The following is a 23,735-nucleotide window of genomic DNA, read 5'->3' as shown; positions in this document are numbered from 1 at the left end:
CAACCGTACCTGCGAGCAGGACATGGAGTTTCTTATTTACGAGCTGGCGGAAATTGCCCTGCGGCTCGTGATCCACCCGCAGACTTTTTCCGGAGCAGTGGATGCGGCCTTCGATCAGATCCGTCAGAACAGCAGGGACAAGGCGTCCGTGAGTATCCGGCTGCTTGAGGTGATCGTCTCGCTCATACCGCATACCCAGGAGGAAAACCAGCGACAAGCCCTGCTGCACCAGGCGGCGATGGTCGATCACGGCTGCCGCGAAGCACTCCCCGAACAGCGGGACCGCGACGATGTTCACGCGCGCTACCAGGAATTTCAACCAGCTGCAAAAGAATTTCGGGCTGACCGGCGAAATGCCAGGCTGAATTCGATACGGCTCCCCCCGAAAACCTATGGCTCATATTGTGCAATCGCCGCACGCTGCTACACTTCTAATGAATGCAACAACTGCCGACAACCCGGGGAGGGACGAATTATGCAAAAAAATATTTTTACACTGCTGATGTTTTTTCTGCTTTGTGCAACGGGCTTTGCCCAGGAAACCGAGGATTTGACCATCGCCTCAACCCATCCGGAAAGCACTGTTTCCCTGGAGCGCTTTCTTGAGGAGGGCAAAATCCTGGTTCGGGTCGCCGACGCCGAGGAGGAACCCGTTCTCGGGCTGGGAGCCGAGGATTTCACGATTACGCAATTCGGCAAACAGGCACGGATCGTCGCCGTGGAATCTTTCAAGGAAAATATCGACGTACCCCGCCATATTGTGCTCGTGCTCGACAACTCAGGCTCCATGCAGCAGCGTAAGGCCGTAAAACCATTGCTGGCCGCCATGGACGAGCTGCTCAAGATCGTACGTCCCATCGATCAGATTCACCTGGTCGTTTTTGACGACCACGGCACCCAGCGTATGGGCGGCCGCGACCTGCACGTACAGACCTTTACTTCAAGCAGCACCGTCGATCTGAAAAATTACGTGGATCAAGTCTACCGCCAAAGCCTGACAGCCAATACGTTTCTGTACGAAGGCATGCTCGGCGGTCTGGACATTGTCAGCCGCATGCCGGCAGACGCACCCAAATTCATGGTGGTGTTCTCCGACGGTGAAGACCTCAACAGCAATTTCACCCGCAACGATGTCACCCAGGCGATACAGAAACTGGATCAGTTCGAGGCGCACGCCGTCGATTTCATGCCCGGTCCCGACCTCGACCCCTTCCTGAAATCTTTTGCTGACCGCAGCGGGGGCCAGGCATGGAAAGCAAGGGAAGCGACCACACTGGTGCCGGTTTTTCAGGCCGTCGCGTCAAAACTGCAGTCCAACTATATCATCAGCTACCTGTTTCCCCTTGAAGGGGGTCTTTCCGTGTCACCCACCAACCTGACCATCGAAGAGGTTAAAACCATCGATGCCTCACCGCTGCTGGGCTATCTTTATTTTGAAACCGGTTCAAGCGAAATCCCACAACGCTATCACCGCTTCGACCAACAGGCGGCCACACAGATGTTTGATGAGCAGGATCTGCGCGGAACTCTTGAAAAATACGCACATGTCATGGATATCATCGGCAAGCGGCTGCGCGAAAACCCTGATGCGACCATCACGCTGGTCGGATGCAATTCCAATTACGGCGAGGAGAAGGGTCGGCAGGATCTTTCCCGGTTGCGCGCCGTAGCGGTCCGAACCTATCTGCAGTACATCTGGAACATCGATCCCGCACGCATACAAATCGAAGCCCGCAATCTTCCCGAGAAACCGAGCACCAGCCGCCTCGCGGAAGGACGATCAGAAAACCAGCGCGTGGAGATTCATTCAGAGCACCCGGCCCTTCTGGACCTGGTTCGCAGCACCTATACCAGTTACCGTCTTGACTCCACCGACCTCATCGTGCGCCCTTCCATTGACAACGTCTATGATATCACCGCGTGGCAGATCCGCGCCCTCAGCGGCGGTGAAGAACTGGCGGTGCTGGCCGGAGAAGGAGCGCCCGCGGATGAGTACCGTATCCCATTGCAACTCGCCGACCCATATGAGGTAGGAACCGCAGGACGCATTGAGGTCGATATGACGGTGAAGGATCGCAGAAACCAGGAAGTATCCGTTGAAACCGAGCCGATTGAGGTGCAGTTTATCCAGACCAGCCAGCGGCTGGCACAGAAACTTGATTTTCGAGTTCAGGAAAAGTACGCCCTGATTCTGTTTGATTTCGACCGCCACTCCATCGATGCACGAAATGAACAGATCGTGAATCAGATCGCCGAGCGCATCCGTGATCTGCCGCAGGGTCGTGCCGAAATCGTCGGTCATACGGACAACATCGGTTCTGACGAATACAACCTCGAGCTGTCGAAGCGCCGCGCAGAAGCTGTCTACAATCTGCTGCAGCAAGCCGACAGCAATGCCGACGGACGCATTCAGTATCGCGGCGTGGGGGCGGCCGACCCGCCCTACGACAATAGCCTGCCGGAAACCCGAGCCTTCAACCGCACCGTCATCATCACCCTGGAATATCTGACCAGAGAGTAAACCTCTTCGCCATAGTGCTTGCGGCAGGATTTCTGCCGCAAGCACGGCATTCAGATGACAACGACCTGCCGGCCGTCAAAATGAACGACCTGACCGCTGCGGATCTTGCAGCGTTTACGTAATTCGACCTGCCCATCAACCCGTACCAGGCCTTCGGCGATCAGCGCCTTGGCCTGGCCGCCGCTGGGACATAGACCGGTCACCTTGAGCAGATTGTGCAGTTCGATAAAGTCCCGGCCATCAAGAGAAATTTCTTCCATAATCAAATGCATCCCGCCTTTAGTTCACGTGTTTTCTGAAAAGAAAAGGACTTTTTCAGGTCAGACCTACGCATTTTCTCACAGAGATGCGTAATATGCCAGACGTGCCCTAGTGGCCTGAATTTCACTCAATCTATGATAAAATGCAGAGTAATTTCAATTGCCTGCCCAGGGAGATTTTATGGATAAAGATAAAAACACGGCGCTTCGTGATCCCAGTCATGATTGTCGGCGGGTTGGCGCTGTTCCGGTTTTTTGAGAAAAAGGGGTTGTAGTGACACGGGGGAAAAATACCACACAGATTGAAGACGGAATCGAAGTCCCGTACGGGCAGATCAACCCGGAGACACTGCGCCGCATGATTCAGGAGTTTGTGAGCAGGGACGGAGCGGACTGGGGTGACCCCGGATGCACGCTGGAGGAAAAGGTCGAGCAGGTTTGTCGGCAGTTGAAAAACAAAAAAGCCAGAATCGTATATGATCAGAAAACAGAAACAGTGAATATCGTCGTCAGTCCTTAACCTCTCGCCTGCCCCGCCAGGCTTTGAAAAGCAGCAGCCCCCTTTTTCTGAGAGGGCTGCTGTTTTACACTCGGCGCTTGTTACGGTACGGTAATCAAGGAGTAACCCTGAGCCTGATAGCCGGAAACGGAGATCCAACCGTTTTCGACTTTTTCGATCTCGGGCATGATGGTATCGGGATCGACGCCAAAGATCTTGACGGCATACATACAGACTTCCATTTTGACCCCGTCTTTTTTAGCCTGGCGAATCGTTTCGGCGATTTTATCAAGCGTATCATTTTCCTCCTTGCTCCCCTTGCGATCGGTGGAAAGGAATTTGACCGCTTCGTCATGGAAGACGATGACTGCTTTGGGAAAATTCGGAAGCGATGTTTTTGCGTCCTTTTTAGTCTGTCTTATCTCCCTATCTGAAAGCTGCCGGAATCTTTTCAAAATTCGACAGGCCACCGCGTTCTTCAATGTGAAAAACCCGGCCCCCCTCGCCTTTCCCTTAAACATGTCATTTTGCAGCCCAAATGGGCCCTTTAAGTCCGAAAAACAGGCATTAAACCGGAGAGTTTTGCTGTATATTCAAACACTTGGGTAGGTCCGACCCAGTCACAAGCTGTTGGGGTTATGCCGCGTCCGGGAAGAATCCTGACCGACCCGGCTACGAGCGGAACCATGATTATTTTCCCAACAACAAATACTTCACCACCGGCAGACATCGCACTTTTGTTGGCCCGATTTCCGTATCCTTCTCCAGGTCGTTGGTGAGCAACAGACACTCCGCGTCATCCCCTTGCAACTTTTCAAAGGCGGCCAGTTCGCGCTCAGGAATCTCCGACTGCGGTGCATCCTCATACCAGACCTGAATGCGCCGGACGATCTTCAGCCCCTCCTTGACGATGAAGTCGGTCTCCCCCCCGTCGATCGCAAAGTAGATCTCTTCGTGACAGCGGCGCAGGTGATTGTGGACAACGTTCTCAACCAGACGCCCTGTTTCGGCGGAAAAGGAAAAAGCCACCCGGTTGCGCAAGCCCGTGTCGATGGCGTAGGGCTTGAATCCAGCCCGCTGTACGCTCTTGAGAGACCAACTGAACCTCTGCAGCTGAAAGGTCAGATAACTCTCCAGAATTGCCGAAAGGTAATTCTCGGTCTTGTCCTGGGAGATGGAAAAGTTGCCCTTGAGTTTGTTGAGGCTGGTCGGCTTGGTGTTGTTTGTCAGAAGAAAGACTGCGAGGTTGCGAAGGTTGGCAACATCACGGATCTCATGGCGGGTCACGATGTCCCGATAAAGAATATCTTCAAAGTAATTCTTCAGCAGAAGTTCCCTGTCGGCATCGTCCTGCCTGAGAGCCACCTCGGGAAAACCACCGTACTTCAGGTAGTCGAAAAAATGATGTCGAATCAAGGTTTTGTTTGAGATATATTCAAGTTCTGACTGAACTTCCACCCCCTTGAAACGGAGGAATTCACTGAATGATAGAGGATAGACCTCGAAAGAGACCTGTCGGCCGGTAAGCTTGGTGCCGATCTCGCGGGAGAGCATCTGTGCCGAGGAGCCGGTGACGAAGATTTTCACGTCCTCGGTATCGCTACGGCCACGCACCCATCCCTCCCAGCCGGGGATGTTCTGTATCTCGTCAAGAAAGAGATACCCTTTGCCTTCCGGGCAAACGCGTTCCCGCCAGGTGCGATAGATCTGTTCCAACAACTCGACCGATGCTTCGGCTGTAAAGAGAGGCTCCTCCAGATTGACCCTCAGTAACTGTTGTGGACGGATCCCCCCTTGCAGGAGCGCATCCATGACCTGTGCCAGCAGCGTCGACTTGCCGCAGCGACGCACCCCCTTCAGGACCACGATCTCCTTGGTGTCTACCTGTGACAGACACTGCGGCAACAGATCCCTCCTGATCCCAGCATCGAGATGCCCGGTCGTCCAGAAGCGATTATAACTGGCAAGAATTTCGAGAAGTCGCGCCGTTTCCATTTTTTTAACCGATTAACAGAGGTTTTTATGGAATTTACCACCGGCATACCGGTTAGTCAAGGCGCCGGCCAGCTATGGATGCAAGAATTGTCATAAGTCTCAACCGGGAAATGGGCATTATGTCTCCAAAATGATTAGGCGCGATACGGTGACCGGTCGTTTCATGTCCTGCAAATCCGACAGCAGGTCAACCAGGATCATTGTCAGGAAAGATCGATAAGGTTCGCGAAGATCCGCTCCATCGGTCCATATTCCCGATCCACCCCCACCCCCGCCTTCTGTCATTTTGTAGCCATAATGGCCCTTTGAAGGCCAAAGACCGGGATTGAATTGGAATTTTCCCCTGTGTATTCAGACAGTTGGGTTGGTCCGAGCTAACTGTCAACTGGTCAGAGATATCCCAGATTGACAATTATGACGATTGGTTGGCTTGGTCCGACCTCCAGGGCTGCCGTATTGCCCATTTGTCAAGCATGACTCTAAGGTCTGTTACACTTTTTGAGCATTGTAGGGTGCTCTTGACGGTCCTTTATTTAGGTGCTATTAAATAGTCAAAAGGAGGTGTACTCATGGCCATCAAGTTTTCAGAAGATATCGTTCCACTGGCAGATGTAAAGGTAAATCCTGGAAAGATTATCCGTCGGACCAGGGAGTCCCATCGGCCCATTCTATTGACTAGCCGTGGCCGAGGCGTTGCCGTTATGCAATCGCTTGAGGATTTCGAGTTGGCAGAAGAAGAAAAGGCTTTTATGCGGGCAGTTGTCGATGGTCTTAGCGATCTGGACAACGATCGGCAGGTCGATCTTGACACGGCAAAAAAACGGTTGGGCCTGTAATTGCCATGTCCAAGGTTTTTCAAGTTATAATTGCCGAATCAGCGGTCACGGATCTGGAAGAAATCCGCGAGTATTATTTGGAGCAACAGGTTCCAGAGGTCGGAGATCGTTTCGTGCGCGAGATCATCGCCTTAATTGAAGACCTACCATCGCATCCAGACAGAGGTAGAGTTGTTCCTGAGTTTAACCAATCCAGGCTCCGAGAGCTGATTCACCCCCCGTACCGAATCGTTTACCGCCGCGACCCGCAAAGTATCAGCATTGTCCGTGTCTGGCGAAGTGAACGGTTGATGCGTCTTCCGCAGTCCGACAAGTCACCGTCTTTTTGACCACTCCTGCGGAACTCAGCTTTGAGCGCAGACCGAGCTGTTCAGTTGGAGGAACACTGCTGCAACTGCTCAACAAAATCAGCAATGAGCCGACAATTATTAGGGCTGAAAATGCTTTCATACGGTTTCTCCGTGCAAATTTGAGCAATTACGGGAACAGTATATTTAACTATAAACGCTTGGGCAGGACCGACCCGGCGACACTGCGAAAGCCGCTGACGGATCTATCAATATTAGTGGTAATCTTCTTCGCGTTGATGACGGACGGCAAGGATGGTCACTGTTTTTTCATCCTCGATCTCAAAGAGAACGACATACCCACCGGCACCAAAAGAAATTATCATCTCCCGTAAAAAAGGATTTTCAGGGGTCGCCTTGCGACAGGTGAAAGGAAAATCCTGCAGAAAAACTATTCCCTTCCGAATGGCCTCAAGAGCTCTGCGTGCGGCCTGAAGGTCCTTTCCCAAGAGAAAATCATAGAGACGCAGGAGATCTTCCCTGGCAGCCTTGGTATAGCGTACTTTATAACTCACTTGCGGGCTTTAGCCTCGGCCTGGGCAAGCATGTCGCTCATTTCATCCAGGACATCCTTGGCCGCGAAATACTCTCCGGTTTTTCGTGCTTCATCGCGTGAAGCCAAGCCCCTGGCGATGAACTCCTGCTGCATTTTTCGGTGCTCTATACTGGAACGTAGAGATTTTTCCATGAAACTCGACAAGGTTTCACCGTTTTGCAAAACACTTTCGGCCTCACGGCGCAGTTCTGGGTCAACCCGAAGGGGTGGCAATGTGGCTGTTTTCATGCGCTGACTCCTTGCGTTGCATTTGTAATACATTCTAAAATGTTTTGTAGGTGAACGCAAGCCCGGACTATCCCGGTGTCGCTGTGCTCCGAGTGTTGGATTGTTTACCTCGGAACGGGTGGACGGCCTTAGGAACAGGTGGTCGATTTCATCGTAATACGCATACGGAAATGGGTATTGTGTCGCGGAATTCATTCGAGGACTATCGTATTGCCCACTTGTCAAGCCTGACCCTCTTAGCTCACATTTACCGCCGCGACCCGCAAAGTATCAGCATTGTCCGTGTCTGGCGAAGTGAACGGTTGATGCGTCTTCCGCAGTCCGACAAGTCACCGTCTTTTTGACCACTCCTGCGGAACACAGCTGGCGATTTCGGTCCGACCGCGGGGGCATCCGGGGGGATATCGAGCATTGCTTTAAAACCCTCGCCCCATATGATGAAAACCACCCATAAAACCGCCAAAGATCATGGCAAAAATGCTAAACAGAATCGAAAGAAGCATGAAAGCCGGAATCGAGGCAATCGCCCATTTGATCATAAATACGACCATCGACATAAAAGGCATTTTGATGTCGGTGACAACAACTTCCTGACGGTTTTCCATGAAATGTCTCCTGTAGATTTGATTTCAAGAGGTGGATTTTTCTGAGCGGCCAAACCAGGGTCGGCCCGCCCTAAACTCAATGGGGTCAATTTTACCGCCTAAAATCGGCCTATAGCGCAAAATGATGCCCATTATTTGGATGATTGTTTATAGAAATCGGTGAGTTGCCTTGGTCCGACCCCGGGGGACCCCTTTGCTGAAAGTCACCCACAAAATTAAATTAACCTTAACCTAGCTCATGCCCTGGTCGCTGTCAATTATTGATTTGTCAAAATTTGGCCTATCTGTCCGGCAGCTCTGTGCCGCGACTCATGATCTCGATATACCCTGCATAGCTGAAAAGACGGTTACGCTTCTGGGCGGTCAGCTCCTTCACGATGCCGAGCTGCTCCAGGTGGGCGAGCGCACGGTTGACCGTTGCCGGGGTGATGCCGGTTTTTTTTACCAGCGAGGCCGAGGTGGCGATGGGATGTTCCATGAGTGCCCGATGGACCTGCAGAGTGGATGCCGCCGCTCGGCCAAGGCCACTGATCTTGTCACGATCCTGGCTTGACAAGTCGAGAAGCTGCTGGGCCGTTTCCACTGCCTGGGAGGCCGTTACGATGACCGCCTCGGCAAAAAAATCGAGCCAGGCTTCCCAGTCGCCGGTCATACGCACGTTGTTGAGCAGCTCGTAGTAATACTGGCGATGTGTCTTGAAGTAGAGGCTGAGGTAGAGCATCGGTTCTCGCAGCACCTTCTGCTCGCATAACAGCAGCGTGATCAGCAGACGTCCCAGACGGCCATTACCATCCAGAAATGGGTGGATCGTCTCGAACTGTACATGGGCCAACGCCGCCTTGAGCAATACCGGAGTCGGCTCCGGCTGGTCATGGAGGAAGAATTCAAGCTGACCCATGCACCCCAGAACCTCTTCGGCTGGAGGCGGAACAAAGGCCGCATTCCCCGGTCGGGTGCCACCGATCCAGTTCTGGCTGCGGCGAAACTCTCCCGGGGTCTGACCGCTGCCCCGGCCGTTGGCCAGTAAAACGTCGTGGATCTCCCGCAACAACCGTAGCGACAACGGTAGCCCTTCTTCTAATCGACGCAGTCCATGGTCGAGGGCGGCGACATAGTTGCTGACCTCTCGCACGTCATCCAGAGGCACGCCGGGCTCCTGATCCAGCTCGAACAGCAGCAGATCTGACAGCGAGGACCGGGTCCCCTCAATCATGGAGGAGAGCACCGCTTCTTTTCGCACGTACATGTAGAGGAACAGCGAGGTGTCCGGCAGCAGGGTCGAGACGCTGTCCAGCCGCCCGAGTGCCAGCAGTGCCTGATCGAACTTGCTTCGGAGCTCCGGGGTCCAGTCAATGGGCGGCCGCGGTGGCAGTGGCGCGGGGACAAAGGCCTGGGCCTTCTCACCCACCGTCGATATGGGCACGTATCTGCCTTGAAGTTCACGCTTCACCCTGCCTGCCTCCAACATAAAATAAGATTCGTCTTTATTTTAGGAAAACCATAATTCATAAAATAAGAGTTGGGGAAGGATAAATCAAGCGGATTTCCCGGATTCGCTAGTGTCCCGTGCGGTTAGTTCGTTTAGATAATTCGGAAAAGAGATGTTGCTTTATCGATATAGGGAGGCGTAATACTCAACAACACATAAAATATCAACAGCAGGGCATCAGCATTCATTTCTGTTACAATCCTCTAGTTAAACGGCCCAGTTGACAGCTTTCAGTCCAGGAACCCGCTCGAATTCCCTGGAGTTGTTTGTCACTAAAGTCACGCCCTGCGAAACGGCATGGGCGGCAATCAGCAGGTCCATGGATCCGATCGGCGTCCCCGCTTTTTCCAGCGAGGCTCGGATTTCGCCATAGGATCGTGTCGCTTCTTCATCGAAAGGAAGGATCTCCAAGGGAAGAATGAAATCATCGAGAGCTTGGGTATTCTTGTCTGGATAGTGACTTTTAGCAACGCCATAGCGCAATTCAGCCAGCGTGATCGTAGAGATGGCAATGTCACCGACCTGATACTCAAGGAATCGCTTGAGCACTTCCGGCGGCCTCTGCTTGATGATGTAAATGCAAATATTGGTATCCAGCATCAACATCAGAAGTTCTCCCGCCTGTCTTGCTCAGGCTGGACCCGCTCCGCCATAAAATCCTTGGAAAACTTCTTCAGGCTGTCAAAGAGGATATCCCATGAATCAGTTTTCGGAATGAGGTGGACGACATGTCCGGTTTTTTTTATATAAACCTCTTTGTCGTTAAAGCGAAACTCCTTAGGTAACCGAACCGCCTGGCTTTGGCCATTCTGGAAAATTTTTGCTTTTTTCATGATCGGTCTCCCCAATGTGAATATATATTAAATATATATACTCCGCAGGATTGAATGTCAAGCCGAGTAGCCCGTACTTGCCCATCCTTTCGACATGATCCCGTCCAACACCAGGAGGCATCCTGTTAAACGCTTAGCCAAGGTCCGTTTTTGCTGAGGGGATTAGTGGGTGGGTTGAAAATTGTTGAGCGTGAACAACAAAGGGGTCAGGCCGAAAAGCCTAACCCCTTTGTTTTGTGTATTGGAGCGGGAAACGGGATTCGAACCCGCGACCTTCAGCTTGGGAAGCTGACACTCTACCACTGAGTTATTCCCGCATTGTTGACGTGGAACCGGATTATAGGAACGCGGCTAGTCTTTGTCAATCTCTTTTTGAACCTGCAATTTCAAGAAATTTCGCGCATCTTCAGCGTTTTCGATTCGGCCTTCGATCTCGGCCTGTTTAAGGGCGTCAAGCAGCTCGCCCACCTCTCTGCCCTTCCCTTCGGGCAGCATCTCGCTCACCTGGTGACCGTCAAGCAACGGGAGAATTCGATTGTCTTCTGCCAGATGGTCCCAGGCGTGCCAGACCTCTTCAAGGCGATGCCGGATATCTGCATGATCGCTGCATCGAAAATGCATCCACAACAGCGCGTCTCGCGCATCCCGGCCTAGCGTAGATGCCCAGAGAGCCAAGGCACGAGGTGTGCCGGCCACTCTGGTCAGCAGATCATTCCCGAACTGCTCGGCATTCAACCGCAGCAGTGACTGCAGACGGATGCCGGTGGCGATGGAGAACGCCAGGGATCGTGCGAGATGCGGGACCTGATCCGCAGAGATCAATTTCTGGAGCAGCGCAGCAAGCCGCAGCAACCCCTGGCGCGTCAGACCCGATTCAACCGCTTCACTCAGGGATTGCTTCGCCAAAGCGCTATGCTCAACCAGATGGCGGTCCAGATGTTCAACCCGGGCCAGCGCCTGCTCACACTGAACGCTGTCAATGTTTGCCTGAAAAATGACCTCTATCGCGCCGACCCGGCCAAGAATGCGCAGCCCAGTGACGGGGTTTTCGCATGAAACAAGCGTGAAAAGTTCGGTCTTGATTCTTTCCGGTGCGATCGCTTGTAGCTTTGGGGCAGATTCGGCGGCGAGATCTGCGGAAGCCGCATCCATCGTCAAACCTAGACAGGAGGCAAAACGCGCGGCGCGCACCACCCGCAAGGGATCCTGTTGAAAGGATTCAGCGGAACAGGTACGAAGAATTCCCTTTGCAAGGTCTTCGCGGCCATGACAAGGATCATAGATGGATTCATGATCTTCAGAGGAAGGAGCAAGCGCGACTGCCATGGCGTTGATGGTGAAGTCACGCTCAGACAGATCCGCCTCCAGGCTGGCCGCGCGATAGGGGGCGAAATCGAAAAACCACTGGCGGTCTTCGCGGCGCAGAACCACCCGGCTCTGTCTGCGCGATTCATCGAGCCAGAACCAGCGCCCTCCGCAATGCTTGGCCCAGTCTTGCGCCAGGTCGGTCGGGTCCCCGGGAGTGATGAGATCGAAATCGCAGGGAGACTTTTCGAGCAGCAGATCGCGCACCGCCCCGCCGACCAGAAAACATTCCAATCCTTCAGGAATAACCTTTCTGAATTCAGATATTAGGGAATGTTTTCTGAGAAAAGACTTTAAATTTTTCACGGAGAAAAAATTTTTATCTCTATTAACCTCGCGGGATCGCATCTCCCATGTCAAGGGTGTTTGGCGCCAGGGAGGGCGCCAATCAAACGGCCAGGGATGGCGAAAAGTGTCCCTTGTCATGGGAGATGCGATCCCACGCTGAACAGTTTCAAAGGTTCAAAAAAAGGCCCGCCGAAGCGGGCCTTTTTGGACTCAAAATGATTCAGGTCAGGACAGATCCTCGACGGCCTTGTAGATCAGGTCGAACAGCTCGGCGATGTCTTTCTCCTCGATGCAGGAGAAGGCAATCCGCAGATCGGTCTTGCCGATGGAGATGGTGCCGACGCCGTACTTGTCGAGCAGATGCACGCGCAGCTTCTCCGCGTCGACGTTCTTGAGCTTCAGGCACATGAAGTAGCCGGAGTTGAAGGGATAATATTCCCAGGCCTTGTCGTACTTGCCTGAATCGAGCACCTCTTTGACTTTCAGAGCGCGCCCTTTCATCACCTTGAACTTCTGCTCTTTCTCCGCCTTGAACTTGGAGGATTTGAGCGCTTCGATGACGAAGGTCTGCGACGGATGGGGGCAGTTGGAGATGGTGGCGCGGATGATGCCCAGCGTCTTTTTCTCGAGCGCGGTCATAACCGGGGAGTTCTCGTACTCGTGACCATCGGCGAAAGTGATGAAGCCGGTGCGGAAGCCCCACACGTACTCTTCCTTGGTAGCGCCGTCGAGTTTCACCGCCAGCACCCGCGGGTGCATGTTGGCCAGCTTGCCGAACAGCGATTCCTTGAGGGAGTCCTCGTAGAACAGCCCGAAATAGGCGTCGTCGGTCACCGCAACTACGTTGCAGCCGCCTTCGGCCACTTCCTTGATGGCGGCCACAATGGCGTCGCCCTCTTCCACCGTCGGGGTGTAGCCGCTGGGGTTGTTGGGGAAGTTGAGCAGCACAACCGCCTTACCCTTCTCTTCCGCGCTGTTTCTCAGAACGGCTTTGAAGGCATCGACATCAAAGCCGCCGGCCACGGTGAAGGTCGGGAACTTCTTGACAATCGCCCCGCGACGGGTGGCAAAGGTCAGGTTGTAGTTGCCCCACATCATGTCGGGAGAAACGACGTGATCGCCTGGATCCATGAACAGGTCGGCTACGATAGACAGCCCGTGAGTCAGGGCATTGGTCACAACAGGCATGCTGAAATGCTTGCCCTGCAGGCTCGGGTTTTCCTCCAGCATCTTGTCGCGCCACAACTGGCGCAGCTCAGGCTTGCCGGCCGGCGGCGCGTAGGGGAAGATATCCTTGGGATCGAAAGCGGAGAGCTTTTCGTGGATGCAGGGCAGATACATGGGACCGTTCTTCTCGGTGGCGATCCCGATGGTGGCGTTGAACTTGTGCGCCTTTTCCTTGGCTTCGGCCGACTGAGTCAAAATTCCCTTGGGGAAAAACAGGTTTTTCCCAAGATCGGACAGTGATTCAAGCACATTGGCATTGTGCTGGCTGAGCATTTCGTTGAGTTCAGCGGCCAAAGGATTCATGAATTCCTCCCAGAAAAAGGTGAAAAGAATAAGCGCCGCAACAGGCGCGGCTTGAGTGTTTTCGATCAGTTCAGCCCGGTATTAAATCAGGATCACTAAAGGCTGTCAACGGCTATCGATTTGTATACTTGAAGATGGCTGGTATACACAGAAATCAACCCGGAGGCCAGGTCAGATCGCGTCCGCCGAGCAGATGAAAATGGAGGTGCCACACCGACTGACCGGCGCCTTCATTGCAGTTGTTGACCACCCGGAACCCGTCTTCGGAAAAGTCCAGATCGTGGGCGATTTTGCCGGCCACCTGGTAGATATGGCCGATCAAGTCGTCGTCGGCGGTGGTCAGGTCGAGGGTGGTGCGGATGTGTTTGAGGGGGACGATCAGGAAATGAAAAGGCGCCTGGGGATTGATGTCCTCGAAGGCAACCACCTGATCGTCACGGTAGACCTCTTTGGCCTGGATCTCTCCGGCGGCGATTTTACAGAAAAGGCAATCTTCACTCATATCGCACTCCTTTCTCTGCGGTCACAGCAGAAACAGCTGCTGCAGTTCCTCTTTCTTCTCAGGTGATTCATTCACCTGGGCGGCTTTGATCTTATCCAGCGTCACCACATGCCAGCGATCCCGGGCTGCACGCTTGAGCAGCCGTTCGTCGTGAGAGAGCAGGATCACCTGATGCTCGGCACTGATCTTTTCCAGGGTATCGAACGCTTCGGAAAGCCGTGTGGCATCTAGGTTGACCAGCGGATCGTCGAGGAGAAACGGCAGATTGCGCCCGCGCGACAGATGCCGGGTCAGAGCCAGCCGCACGGAAAAATAGACCGCGTCGGCCGTGCCGCGGCTGAACGACTCCACCGGCTGCCACTGGCCGGAGCGGGTTTTGATGAAGAGGTTGAAGTCGTCATCAAGACGCGCTTCGGCATAACGGCCCGCCGTGGTCTTGGAAAGATAATGACCGATATCGGCGGCAAAATTCTGCAGATAGGACTGGCGGAACTCGGTCACGGCCTCATCGAGCAGATCGAACCCGAGCTTCAACGACTGCGCACGAAAGGTCAGCGTCTTCTCCCGTTCCCGCAACTGCTCAAGTTCTTCCTGAAGATGCTCCAAGTCGGCAAGGGCACCCTGCATGGCGGCTTCGCTGCGGGTCAGCTCCAGCAGGCGCTTCTCCTTCTGCTGCAGCTCTTCGCCGAGTTCACGCAGTTTCTTTTCGGCTTCCGGCAGATCTTCGCGCGCCATCAGCGACTGGCCGTATTTGGGGCGTTCCTTCTCAAGGCTCTCCTCCACCTCGGCCAGTTCCTGCTCGGCGCTCTGTTTTTCTTCCTGCAGGGCATCCGGCGTATCAAGCACCCCGAGAGCGCTTTCCACTTCGCGCAGGGTATCGATCAGCTCTCGATGGCGCACCAGGTTGCGCTGCATCTTGACCCGTTCGACCGCTGATGACCTTATCCCCATCGCCTCGAACTGCCCGTCGATTTCCGCCAAACGCTCCTGGGCCTCAACCCGGCTTTGCTCCAGGATTTTCCCCTGCCCTTTCAGGTTGCTCATTGCAGAGCGGAAGCGCAGGAGGTTGGACAGGAAAGGCGCCCAGATGCAGACTCCGCCAACCAGGGCAATTGTCGCAATGGGCGGAAACCATTCGGGAAGATAGAAATAACCGCCTACAACAGCCCCCAGCAGGCCTGCAGTTGCGCCGGCACGCCATTTCCACCTGGGCGCAGGCATGCGTACCAGCCTGTCGCGCAGAGCAACCGTCTCCGACTGAACCCGGACCAGTTCCTGGCGAACCTCCTCGCTTTCTTCCAGCAGGCGCGGCAGCTTTTCAGGGATCTGGCGGGGCAGGCCGACAGCGGCGAATTCCTTTTCGATGTTGTCGCGCTTTTCCAGCAGGTCACTGACCTTGTCGTGCTGCTGCTCGAAGCGGGCAAGGTCCTTGCGCAGCCTTTCGGCTTTCTCCTCCAGGTCATGCTGCTGCCGCACCCAGGAAAGGTAGCGCTCGCCTTTTTCATAATCGCTGCGCCCTGCATCGATCCCGTCTTTAAGTTCGGCGATCTCGGCGCGCATTGCTTCGAGCTTTTCCACGTCGTCCTGCTCGCGGGTCCACTTCTCCTGCAATTCCTGCTGCCGCTGGCGGATCTCCTCAAGTTCGCGGTCGCGGTTCTTGTCGCGTCCCCAGGGGTTCTCCCGCGTGAGGGAGAAGTAATCCTCCTGAAGCGACTGCAGAACCTTGTCGTAGTCCACCTCGACAAATCCCGACAGCAGGGTCTTGATTTTTGCAGCCATGCCGCCCTGCCCGCTGACTTCGAGACTGCCCTGCCCGAAAAAGAGCGAGGCGCGGAAGATATCCTCGTCGGCGATGCCGAACAGGCGGCTGAGCTGTTCCAGGTATTCCTCCCGCTCGGAGGAGCGTCCCTGTGGCGAGGCCTTCCCTTCGAATCGGTAGAGGTTGTGGTAGAGGTCGTCACGCTCGGCCAGCACGACACGGTCGCTGGTCAGGTCGCGTTCGATCCGCACCGTGTGGCTGCGGCCTTCGAGAGAGAGAGCGACTCCGGGCGAGCCCTGCTTGCCCCACGGACGGAAACGCTCCTTGTCGCGCATTCCGAACAGGGCTGCGGGGATGGCTTCGATGAGGGTCGATTTACCGGCTTCGTTGGGGCCGATCACCAGGTTGAGGCCACGCCGGAAATCGACACTTTTCTCGCTGAATTTTCCGAAATGGCGGAGTTCAAGGCTGCGCAGAATCATGATTCACCTCCGCCAAAGGCATGAAAGCGGACCAGCACTTCGCGGAACGCCTGCTCCACGACATCGCCTTCAGTCTCTGTCGCTTTCGCCATGCACTCCCTCGCGCGCCTGACGAAAAGGCCGCGGACGGTATTCTCGTCTTCTATGCGGCGCGCAAAAGCGCTGTCGAACAGGCGGGTGCGGTCATGCAGTTCAAGATAGAAAAAATGGTGGGTCGTCAACCCCTGCAGCCGACCGAGATCGAAAGGAGCCTCGACCATGCCGGAAAGCGTCAGCCGCAGCAGCAGATCCCTGTCGGCCAGCTTCGCGATCACATCCGCCGCGTCCTGCTCGTCTGAGCACCCGGAAAGATCCAGGGTCCGGTCTTCGAGCACCCTGCTCTGGCATTCGATCTTCTCCACCTCGACCTGGCGGGGTGAAATATTCGCCAGGACAGAATAGCGGGGGCCGTTCTCACCGAAACGCTTGCCTTCCGGAGAGCCTGGGTAGCAGGCCCACGCACGCTTGTCATCGCTGAGCAGGTCGAAGTTGTGGTAATGGCCGAGGGCGACGTAATCGAGGTCCCAGGTTTTAAGCAGCGGCAGGGTAAAAGGAAGGTCCTTTTTGCGGTAATCCCACTCGGGGCTGCCTTCGCGGGAGCCATGAAGCAGGCCGATGTGAATCCCCTCTTCGCAGCGTCGCTGCATGCTAACCAGAGCCCCTTCCGAAGCGCTGCTGCGGTAGGCGAACCCGTAGAGGAAGACATCCTGTCCCCGCACGGTGATTCGGACAGGCTCATCCACAACGGGATCCTGCAGCACAAGCGCACCGGGGAATTCATGCCGACGGTAGACGCTGTCCGCGGAGACCACATTGTCGTGGGTGCCGGGAATAAGCACCGGCGTGATGCCCCGCTCGGAAAGGCGCTTGAACCCGGCCTGAACACGACCGATCAATCCGGTATCCGGGCGGGGATGGTCAAACAGGTCGCCGGCGACCAGGAACAGGTGGACTTCGTTCTTGATTGCCAGTGTCAGTAGGCGTTCAAAGGTTCGGCAGAAATCTTCTCTGCGCGTTTCCTGGGAAGCTCCGAGCTGCTTAAGGGGAGCACCCAGGTGAAGATCAGCGGTATGCAGAACTCGTATCATAAAAGAAACCCTTATTCGGCCTCGTAAAATTCGGGGTAGTAACAAACATTGGTTGAACAGGCGGCTCCGAAATGTTTCTCGTGAGCCTCGCGTGCCAGACGTCGGAATTCACTCTCATCCGTCATGGCCTGAAAGTCGTCCATGAATCTTCTCACCAGGCGGATATTGTTCGCTTTGAGGGCGGGCGGAGCCCCACGCCCCACCAGTTTAACACCGGAGATTCCGGCACGCTCCAGGGCTGGGAGCGCACACAGTCCGCACCCGTGGCGGCGGTCGGTGCGTGACCAGGAAGCCTGCCGCTCCATTGCCGCGATCAATTCCGGCGATGCGGGCGGCTGAAGAGGGGTGAGTGAATACGGAATCTCGCAGGGCCAGATCTTGTCCGGCGCGCCGTGATGAAAAGTGCACAGCCCCTCGGTGTTGGGGCATTTCCCGACCAGCATGAATGCATCGAAAACAACATCGGGCACGGCTTCCACAATCTGGCTGATTTCGGCAGTCGGCAGATGGCGCGGCAGCACCACCCGGTCAATCCCCTGGCGAGCGTAAAACCTGACGGCTTCTGAATTGCTGAGGTGCGCAAGGGTGCTTGCATGAAATTCCATGTGGGGATAAAGGGGCCTGAGTGCGCGCAGCAGGCCGAGATCAGCCAGAATGATGCCATCGATGCCGAGCCTTTCGACCAGGGCGACATGCTCGAGCAGCATCGGCAGCATGTCGTCATCATAGAAAGGGGCATTGAGCGTCAGGCTGAAGGTGCACCTTCGGTCATGGGCTCTGGCGACAATTTCTGAAAGATCTTCAAAGCGCTCGATCTGCGCACCGGCAAAAGTGCGTTGATTGATCGATGCCAGTTGTCCGAATTTCTCCTTCCACTCGGCTGGCACGAAACCGCCGTAGAGTTCGTCGGCGCCGGCCCGTAAAAGGGCATCCGCTTCTGCGGCATTGTCGATAGGGGAGATGACTTTCATCGCCATGGTTCAACTTTTATGATGCTTTCGTAATAAAGCATCACTGTGGATGGCTAAGCAAAAAGCGCCAAATGCAAGGCGCGCGATTGACGAACAATGAGGCGTACCATCGTACGTCGAAGCAGAGAGAGCGATTGCAGCAACGCAGCAGTTGGTGAGTTTTTGCGACGCCATCAGCTTTTATTCGTTGTCGCGGTAACGCCAGATGTGTTCACGCCGGTGATCCCACCAGGTGCCGTCTTCATGGGCAATCAGCGACTCCCCGACAATCACCAGGGTCAAAGCCGGCCGTTTGGTCTTTGCGCTGAGATTGAAAAAATCGCGCTCCCCCACCTTGCCTTCGATGTCGCTCAGTAATCCCTCTACGATCTCCTCACCCGGCAGTCCGAGGCGGTGGATCAGGGCGATGCCCACGTCGCTGCCATATCCTCCGCGCAGCTCCGCAACGAGATCGGACAGCGGCATATTGTTCATGTAGATCAGCAGGGTCGTGCCGGGACGGGCGAAATCGGCCAGGGTGGGATCTCCGGGACGATCCCCCAGCGTGCGGGGCGAAACGATGACGGCGCTCTTGCAGACCCCGGGCAGATCGAGGGTTCTCTTCAGACGCGCTGAGGCCGCATTGGCTGTTCCGACCCCTGGAATGACCTCGCAGCGCTCTCCCAGTGCATCGACCAGCCCCTGGAAAGGGGAATAGAAAGTCAGATCGCCCGGGATGAGAAAAGCGACGTCGCTTTCGTTGAGGAAACCGTCAATGCGCTCCAGAAGTTCGTCGAAATAATAATCGAACGGCACCAGAACCTGTTTGCCTGCCAGATGCTCCGCAAAGGTTTGCTCATAAGGGGTGGCGGCAAACACCACCCCGCAGTGCGAGAGAGCACGGGCACCTGCAAGGGTCAGCATTTCGGGGTCGCCGGGTCCGGCGCCGATAAAATAAACTTTATTCACCATCATCAATCACTCTCGACAGGATTCGGCATTTCGCCCATCTCACAGGAGACAGCGTCATTCGGCGCAGCGCCCACCTGCAGATAAATGAGAAATTCACGGTTGCCCTTGGGCCCCAGGATCGGACTTGGGCAGACACCTTTCACAGCACACCCCAGGGAATGGGCAAACTGGCTGATCTTTTCGATCACAGCCTCGTGCCGGTTGGGATCGCGCACAACGCCTCCCTTGCCCACCTGCCCTTTTCCGACTTCGAACTGGGGTTTGATCAGCGCCACCAGACGTGCCTCAGGCGCCAGCAGCGCCAGGGTGGGCGGCAGCACTTTTTCCAGCGAAATAAACGACGCGTCGATAACCGCCAAATCAGGTTTCTCGGCAAGCGCATCGGCAGAAAGCTCGCGAATATTGGTGCGTTCGAGGTTGACCACCCGGGAGTCCTGCCGCAGGCTCCAGGCAAGCTGTCCATAACCGACATCGACGGCATAAACTTTCGTGGCGCCGCGCTGCAGCAGGCAATCGGTAAATCCTCCGGTCGAGGCTCCAACATCGATGGCAATGCGGTCTTTTACATCGATGGCGAAAGTATCGAGTGCTGCAGCAAGTTTAAGCCCGCCACGGGACACGTAGGGCAGAGGCTCGCCCTTGATCCGCACTTCGGCCTCCAAGGCAACCCCGGCTCCGACCTTGTCCACGACACGGTCATTGACCAGAACCTGTCCTGCCAGGATCAGGCCCTGCGCCCTTTGTCGTGAAGAAATCAGTCCGCGCTCCACAAGGAGCTTGTCAAGTCTTTGTTTTTGTGACATTATTAAAGGCAATTAAGGGGTAGCAAGTTTAACCTTCACGGAGCACAAAAGATTAACATGGCTGTCGCAGGCGGGCAAAGCATTTCTGAGAGGGATTGGCAGCCCGGCCCGTTGAGCATGAGCAGTCTGAAGTTCGGCTGGAAAGTGCTATAATGGCACGTATCTGGCAGCAATTTCCTTCTCACGCCAATCCTCATCGTGACATGCTGGTATGAATTATCTCGTCCAAAATCCTCATCCGAAACATATCCTTCATCATCTTGCACTGAAACAGGATGAGAATGATGAGGCGGAAACATTTCGCCCTATAGACCTGCATTGTCTGCACCCGGAACTCACCGCGCCCTGCGACCTCTATCTCAAGATCCGCCTGACGTCGCGCTACACGCTTTTTGCCCGCAAGGGACTGGCGTTTTCACCCCGGGACCGCCAGAATATGCTCGATAGCGGCGTTGAAGAGCTCTATATCCGGGAAGAAGATTCCGAAATCTTTTATCACTACCTCAAAGATGCGCTGTCGATGGTGGTGCGTGACCCGAACTGCCCGTCGGAAACCAAAGCCCATTTTGTACATTCGGCATGTCGCGATATCATGTCCAAGGTGTACACTGACCCCCGCGCCAGCTTTATCACCCAGGCCCATGAGATGCTTGAGCCGGCAGTCGACCTGATCGTACACGACGACCGTGCGACTCGCTGCCTGGTTCAATTGACGGCACATGACGTGAGCACCTACACCCATTGCACCAATGTCGGCATCTTCAGCATTGCCCTGACAAAGATCTTGTATGGCGATAGCGCCGATCACGACCTGCACAAATTATCAGCGGGATTTTTTCTTCACGATCTGGGGAAATGTAAAGTTCCGTTGAAGATCCTCAACAAACCGGGAAAGCTCGACCAGCAGGAATGGGAAGTGATGCAGACACACCCCCAGCTGGGGTATGAGCTGCTTGAGCAGACCGGACACATGACCGACGAGGCACGTATCATCATCCTGGAGCATCATGAAAAAGATGACGGCACCGGCTATCCCAATGGGCGGGGAGCCAGGGACATCCACCCCTATGCCCGAATCTGCCGCCTGGCCGATGTGTATGAAGCCCTGACTTCAGACCGTCCCTACCATACCCGCAAAAGCACTTTCGATGCCTTGAAGTTGATGAAAAATCACATCCTGGCCGATATCGACCAGCAGCTTTTCACCCATTTCCTCAAACTTTTCAGATTCTGAACCAATTTAATAAAAAAAGGGGCGCATGGCCCCTTGCTTTAGACAGATCCCTTCTGAGAAATTCAAAACATCTCGACTTTTCCTCCGAAAAACCCCGCAGTGAATCTACCCCAGAAAATATTCCCGGTTTTCAGAAAAAGTCCTGCCGATCTCTTTCTCGATCTCTTCCAGGTAACGACTGCTGAATTCCAGGATCAGTGCCCCTTTGGACTCGGCAACGTCAAGATGCGGGGCGGGCTCGCGCTGCCCGATCCCCAGCCTCTGGCACAGGCATCCGGCCACATTGACAACAGCCGCCAGATGCAGGATTGCAGGTTCCTCCTCGGCATCAATATCCAGGTCGGCATGATGCAGCGCGGACTGGACCAATCCATCGGAGAAATTCCACTTGTTAAGCACCGCAGCGCCCACCAATGCGTGTGAATAGGGGAAGTATATTCCCTCCAGATCAAGAAGCGAACCTTCGCCGTTGTAAACGGCCTGCATCAAAGACTGGAATTCCTGAGGATGGCTGTAATTCAGGACCACTTTGCCCAGGTGTCTGAACAGGCCGGCGACGAAGGCTTCTTCCGTATCCACCTCTTCCATGTGCTGGGCAATAATTCTTGCTCCGATCGCGCAGCCGATGGAATCCTCCCACAGCATCTTTTCCAGCAGGCCGAAACTCTTGTTCATCCCCTTGAGGCTGGCGGCCAGCACCAGGCTGCGCAGGGTTTTTTCACCCATGACGACAATCGCGCTCTCAAGGGTCCGCACCTGACGCTTCATGGAATAAAAGGAAGAGTTGGCGATTTTGAGAACCCGCGCAGAGAGTGCGGGGTCATGGGCAATGGTGCGGGCGAGCCTCCCGGCGGAGGCATTGGGATCCTGCAGCAGCTCGATCAACTTGACCGCAACCGCAGGCATGGGAGGAAGATCGCCAACGGAATTTACGACTCTTTGAAAATCTGTGCTCATGGATTGAGTTCACCTTGCAAAAAATTGAAACCGACAAATCAAGGGTAACAAATTTTCGTTGAGAGTGGGAATTTTTTGTTCCGGCAATCTTTCAAAAAATTTCCTGAGCGGAAAAATCCAAACCGACGTTTTACAAAAAACTTGAAATGAATAATCAATATAGCTATTTTGTGCCGATATTTTGAGTTTCAGAATTTTTAATTTATCCTTCTGGAGGTCTTCACCCATGCGCACTCTGTTCGTTTTTCTGGTTTCGACTTTTTTTATCGTCATGGCGCAACCAGCATTTTCCGCCGGGTTTGCACTGAAGGAGCAGAGCGCCTCGGCGCTGGGCAATGCTTTCGCCGGCGCGACCGCCGCCGCGGAAGACGTCAGCTACATGTTTTTCAATCCCGCCGCCCTCGGGCAGCTCGAGGGCAACCAACTCAGTGTAGTCGGCAGCTACATCGCGCCTTCGTCGGAGATGAAGGACGGGACTGCAACCACCATTCTCGGGACGCCTATCGGAGGGAACAGCAGTGAAGGCGATGCGGCCAAAAATGTGGTGCTGCCGGCGGGCTATGTGTCCTGGGCGCTGACCGATGAGTGGCGCTTCGGTTTGGCCGTTACTGTCCCTTACGGCCTGGAGACCAATTACGACAGGGACTGGATCGGACGCTACCACGCGGTGAACTCACGACTGCAGACCATGAACATCAATCCGGTGCTGGCCTGGAAAGCCAACGAAAAGGTGACCCTTGCTTTCGGATTCCAGGCTCAGTATGCCGAAGCTGAACTGACCAACGCCATTGATTTCGGCACCATCGCCATGGCGGCTAAAGCCAAGGCCCAAGCCGATGGAAAAGATATCGAGCTTCCTGATGCAACTCCGGCCGGCCATGACGGCTACGCCAAGATGGAGGGCGATGACTGGGGCTTCGGCTACAACCTGGGTTTAATGATCGAACCTCGAGAAGGGACAAGAATCGGCCTCGCCTATCGCTCCAAGGTGCATCATAATCTGCGCGGCGATATCGATTTCAGACTGGACAATGACGGGGTGGGCGCTGCGCTCAGTCAGGCAACCGGGCGCTTTGTCGATTCACGCATCACCGCCGATCTTACCACGCCGGAAACAGTCTCCATCGGTCTGTATCACGAAATCACCCCCCGCTGGGCCGTCATGGCTGATGCCACGCTGACCCGCTGGAGCCGCTTCGATGAACTGCGCGTGCAGTTCGACAACCCGGCCGAAGAGGACAACGTCACCATCGAAGACTGGAATGACAGCTGGTTCTACGCCCTGGGTCTGACCTGGAAACCTTCAGAAAAATACGCCTTGCGCATCGGCGTCGCCCACGACGAAACCCCGATTCCCGACCGTACCCGCACCCCCCGCATTCCTGCCACAGACCGGACCTGGCTGGCACTCGGCGGGCATTACAAGCTGAATGACTCCTGGGGATTCGACGCAGGCTACACCCATATCTGGGTGGAGGATTCCTCGATCGAACTGGAAGCGACCCCCACCAACGATACCTTCCGCGGCAACCTCGACGCCGATTATGAGAACGATATCGATATTGTAACCTTGTCCGCCACGTACACGTTTTAAAAA

Annotated in this window: 24 protein-coding genes and 1 tRNA gene; 6 read left to right on the top strand and 19 right to left on the bottom strand. The window is 54.9% G+C overall.

All coding sequences use genetic code 11. The features are described from left to right. Positions 1-22 precede the first annotated feature (22 nt). Positions 23-2,521: an OmpA family protein gene (locus GSUB_RS08720; RefSeq protein WP_040200322.1), complete on the top strand. Its 2,499-nt coding sequence runs from the start codon at positions 23-25 to the stop codon at positions 2,519-2,521. A 50-nt stretch (positions 2,522-2,571) separates the two neighbouring features. Here the strand turns inward: GSUB_RS08720 and GSUB_RS08715 are convergent, their stop codons facing one another. Beyond that, positions 2,572-2,781, bottom strand: coding sequence for an RNA-binding S4 domain-containing protein (locus tag GSUB_RS08715; protein WP_040202311.1), 210 nt, complete (start codon positions 2,779-2,781; stop codon positions 2,572-2,574). Positions 2,782-3,055: 274 nt separating this feature from the next. Between GSUB_RS08715 and GSUB_RS08710 the strand changes: the two genes are divergently transcribed. Next, the gene (locus GSUB_RS08710) at positions 3,056-3,301 is read left to right on the top strand and encodes a YheU family protein (protein ID WP_040200320.1); all 246 of its coding nucleotides are present in this window, start codon (positions 3,056-3,058) and stop codon (positions 3,299-3,301) included. Between the two features lie 80 nt (positions 3,302-3,381). On the opposite strand, the gene GSUB_RS18045 is transcribed toward GSUB_RS08710, so the two are convergent. Then, on the bottom strand, positions 3,382-3,735 hold the full coding sequence (locus GSUB_RS18045; RefSeq protein WP_158414066.1) for a DsrE family protein: 354 nt from the start codon (positions 3,733-3,735) through the stop codon (positions 3,382-3,384). A 235-nt stretch (positions 3,736-3,970) separates the two neighbouring features. Continuing rightward, complete coding sequence (locus GSUB_RS08700; protein ID WP_040200317.1) at positions 3,971-5,275, bottom strand: ATP-binding protein; 1,305 nt, start codon at positions 5,273-5,275, stop codon at positions 3,971-3,973. Positions 5,276-5,844: 569 nt separating this feature from the next. Here GSUB_RS08700 and GSUB_RS08695 point away from each other — a divergent pair. Next, complete coding sequence (locus tag GSUB_RS08695; protein WP_040200315.1) at positions 5,845-6,111, top strand: type II toxin-antitoxin system Phd/YefM family antitoxin; 267 nt, start codon at positions 5,845-5,847, stop codon at positions 6,109-6,111. A gap of 5 nt (positions 6,112-6,116) precedes the next feature. Further along, complete coding sequence (locus tag GSUB_RS18595) at positions 6,117-6,440, top strand: type II toxin-antitoxin system RelE/ParE family toxin (protein WP_084211895.1); 324 nt, start codon at positions 6,117-6,119, stop codon at positions 6,438-6,440. Between the two features lie 233 nt (positions 6,441-6,673). Here GSUB_RS18595 and GSUB_RS08690 read toward each other — a convergent pair whose 3' ends face one another. The 15 genes from GSUB_RS08690 to GSUB_RS08620 all read right to left on the bottom strand — a co-directional run bounded on the left by GSUB_RS08690 (position 6,674) and on the right by GSUB_RS08620 (position 19,947). After that, the gene (locus tag GSUB_RS08690) at positions 6,674-6,973 is read right to left on the bottom strand and encodes a type II toxin-antitoxin system RelE/ParE family toxin (protein WP_040200313.1); all 300 of its coding nucleotides are present in this window, start codon (positions 6,971-6,973) and stop codon (positions 6,674-6,676) included. Beyond that, positions 6,970-7,242, bottom strand: a complete 273-nt coding sequence (locus GSUB_RS08685; protein ID WP_040200311.1) for a YlcI/YnfO family protein — start codon at positions 7,240-7,242, stop codon at positions 6,970-6,972. The genes GSUB_RS08690 and GSUB_RS08685 overlap by 4 nt, the downstream gene beginning before the upstream one ends. Before the next feature lie 416 nt (positions 7,243-7,658). Beyond that, positions 7,659-7,847, bottom strand: a complete 189-nt coding sequence (locus GSUB_RS08680; protein ID WP_040200310.1) for a hypothetical protein — start codon at positions 7,845-7,847, stop codon at positions 7,659-7,661. A gap of 280 nt (positions 7,848-8,127) precedes the next feature. Continuing rightward, positions 8,128-9,297, bottom strand: a complete 1,170-nt coding sequence (locus GSUB_RS08675) for a Fic family protein (RefSeq protein ID WP_040202308.1) — start codon at positions 9,295-9,297, stop codon at positions 8,128-8,130. Between the two features lie 246 nt (positions 9,298-9,543). Next, positions 9,544-9,945, bottom strand: a complete 402-nt coding sequence (gene vapC / locus GSUB_RS08670; RefSeq protein ID WP_040200308.1) for a type II toxin-antitoxin system tRNA(fMet)-specific endonuclease VapC — start codon at positions 9,943-9,945, stop codon at positions 9,544-9,546. Continuing rightward, a complete protein-coding gene (gene vapB, locus GSUB_RS08665) occupies positions 9,942-10,169 on the bottom strand; it encodes a type II toxin-antitoxin system antitoxin VapB (protein WP_040200306.1) in 228 nt (75 codons plus the stop codon). The genes vapC and vapB overlap by 4 nt, the downstream gene beginning before the upstream one ends. 242 nt (positions 10,170-10,411) lie before the next feature. Continuing rightward, positions 10,412-10,486, bottom strand: a tRNA-Gly gene (locus tag GSUB_RS08660). 34 nt (positions 10,487-10,520) lie between these two features. Next, a complete protein-coding gene (locus GSUB_RS18040) occupies positions 10,521-11,768 on the bottom strand; it encodes a tRNA nucleotidyltransferase/poly(A) polymerase-related protein (RefSeq protein ID WP_052464799.1) in 1,248 nt (415 codons plus the stop codon). Positions 11,769-12,047: 279 nt separating this feature from the next. Then, positions 12,048-13,352, bottom strand: a complete 1,305-nt coding sequence (locus GSUB_RS08650) for an aminotransferase class I/II-fold pyridoxal phosphate-dependent enzyme (RefSeq protein WP_040200305.1) — start codon at positions 13,350-13,352, stop codon at positions 12,048-12,050. Between the two features lie 154 nt (positions 13,353-13,506). After that, complete coding sequence (locus GSUB_RS08645) at positions 13,507-13,854, bottom strand: histidine triad nucleotide-binding protein (RefSeq protein WP_040200304.1); 348 nt, start codon at positions 13,852-13,854, stop codon at positions 13,507-13,509. Positions 13,855-13,875: 21 nt separating this feature from the next. Then, on the bottom strand, positions 13,876-16,095 hold the full coding sequence (locus tag GSUB_RS08640) for an ATP-binding protein (protein WP_040200302.1): 2,220 nt from the start codon (positions 16,093-16,095) through the stop codon (positions 13,876-13,878). Then, complete coding sequence (locus GSUB_RS08635) at positions 16,092-17,222, bottom strand: metallophosphoesterase family protein (protein WP_040200301.1); 1,131 nt, start codon at positions 17,220-17,222, stop codon at positions 16,092-16,094. Before GSUB_RS08635 ends, GSUB_RS08640 begins: the two co-directional genes overlap by 4 nt. A gap of 11 nt (positions 17,223-17,233) precedes the next feature. Then, the gene (locus GSUB_RS08630) at positions 17,234-18,199 is read right to left on the bottom strand and encodes a peptidase U32 family protein (RefSeq protein WP_040200299.1); all 966 of its coding nucleotides are present in this window, start codon (positions 18,197-18,199) and stop codon (positions 17,234-17,236) included. A gap of 174 nt (positions 18,200-18,373) precedes the next feature. Further along, a complete protein-coding gene (locus GSUB_RS08625; RefSeq protein ID WP_040200298.1) occupies positions 18,374-19,147 on the bottom strand; it encodes an SAM-dependent methyltransferase in 774 nt (257 codons plus the stop codon). After that, a complete protein-coding gene (locus tag GSUB_RS08620; protein WP_052464797.1) occupies positions 19,147-19,947 on the bottom strand; it encodes a TlyA family RNA methyltransferase in 801 nt (266 codons plus the stop codon). Before GSUB_RS08620 ends, GSUB_RS08625 begins: the two co-directional genes overlap by 1 nt. A 211-nt stretch (positions 19,948-20,158) precedes the next feature. Between GSUB_RS08620 and GSUB_RS08615 the strand changes: the two genes are divergently transcribed. Then, on the top strand, positions 20,159-21,181 hold the full coding sequence (locus GSUB_RS08615; protein ID WP_040200297.1) for an HD-GYP domain-containing protein: 1,023 nt from the start codon (positions 20,159-20,161) through the stop codon (positions 21,179-21,181). Positions 21,182-21,286: 105 nt separating this feature from the next. Here the strand turns inward: GSUB_RS08615 and GSUB_RS08610 are convergent, their stop codons facing one another. Beyond that, positions 21,287-22,138, bottom strand: coding sequence for an HDOD domain-containing protein (locus tag GSUB_RS08610; RefSeq protein WP_040200295.1), 852 nt, complete (start codon positions 22,136-22,138; stop codon positions 21,287-21,289). Positions 22,139-22,364: 226 nt separating this feature from the next. On the opposite strand from GSUB_RS08610, the gene GSUB_RS08605 reads away from it, so the two are divergent. Further along, positions 22,365-23,732, top strand: coding sequence for an OmpP1/FadL family transporter (locus GSUB_RS08605; RefSeq protein ID WP_052464793.1), 1,368 nt, complete (start codon positions 22,365-22,367; stop codon positions 23,730-23,732). Positions 23,733-23,735: the final 3 nt, after the last annotated feature.

This window comes from Geoalkalibacter subterraneus, assembly GCF_000827125.1.
In the GTDB taxonomy this organism is placed as follows: Bacteria; Desulfobacterota; Desulfuromonadia; order Desulfuromonadales; family Geoalkalibacteraceae; genus Geoalkalibacter_A; species Geoalkalibacter_A subterraneus.
Note: the sequence above shows the minus strand (reverse complement) of the source record. Positions and strands in the feature narration are given on the sequence as shown.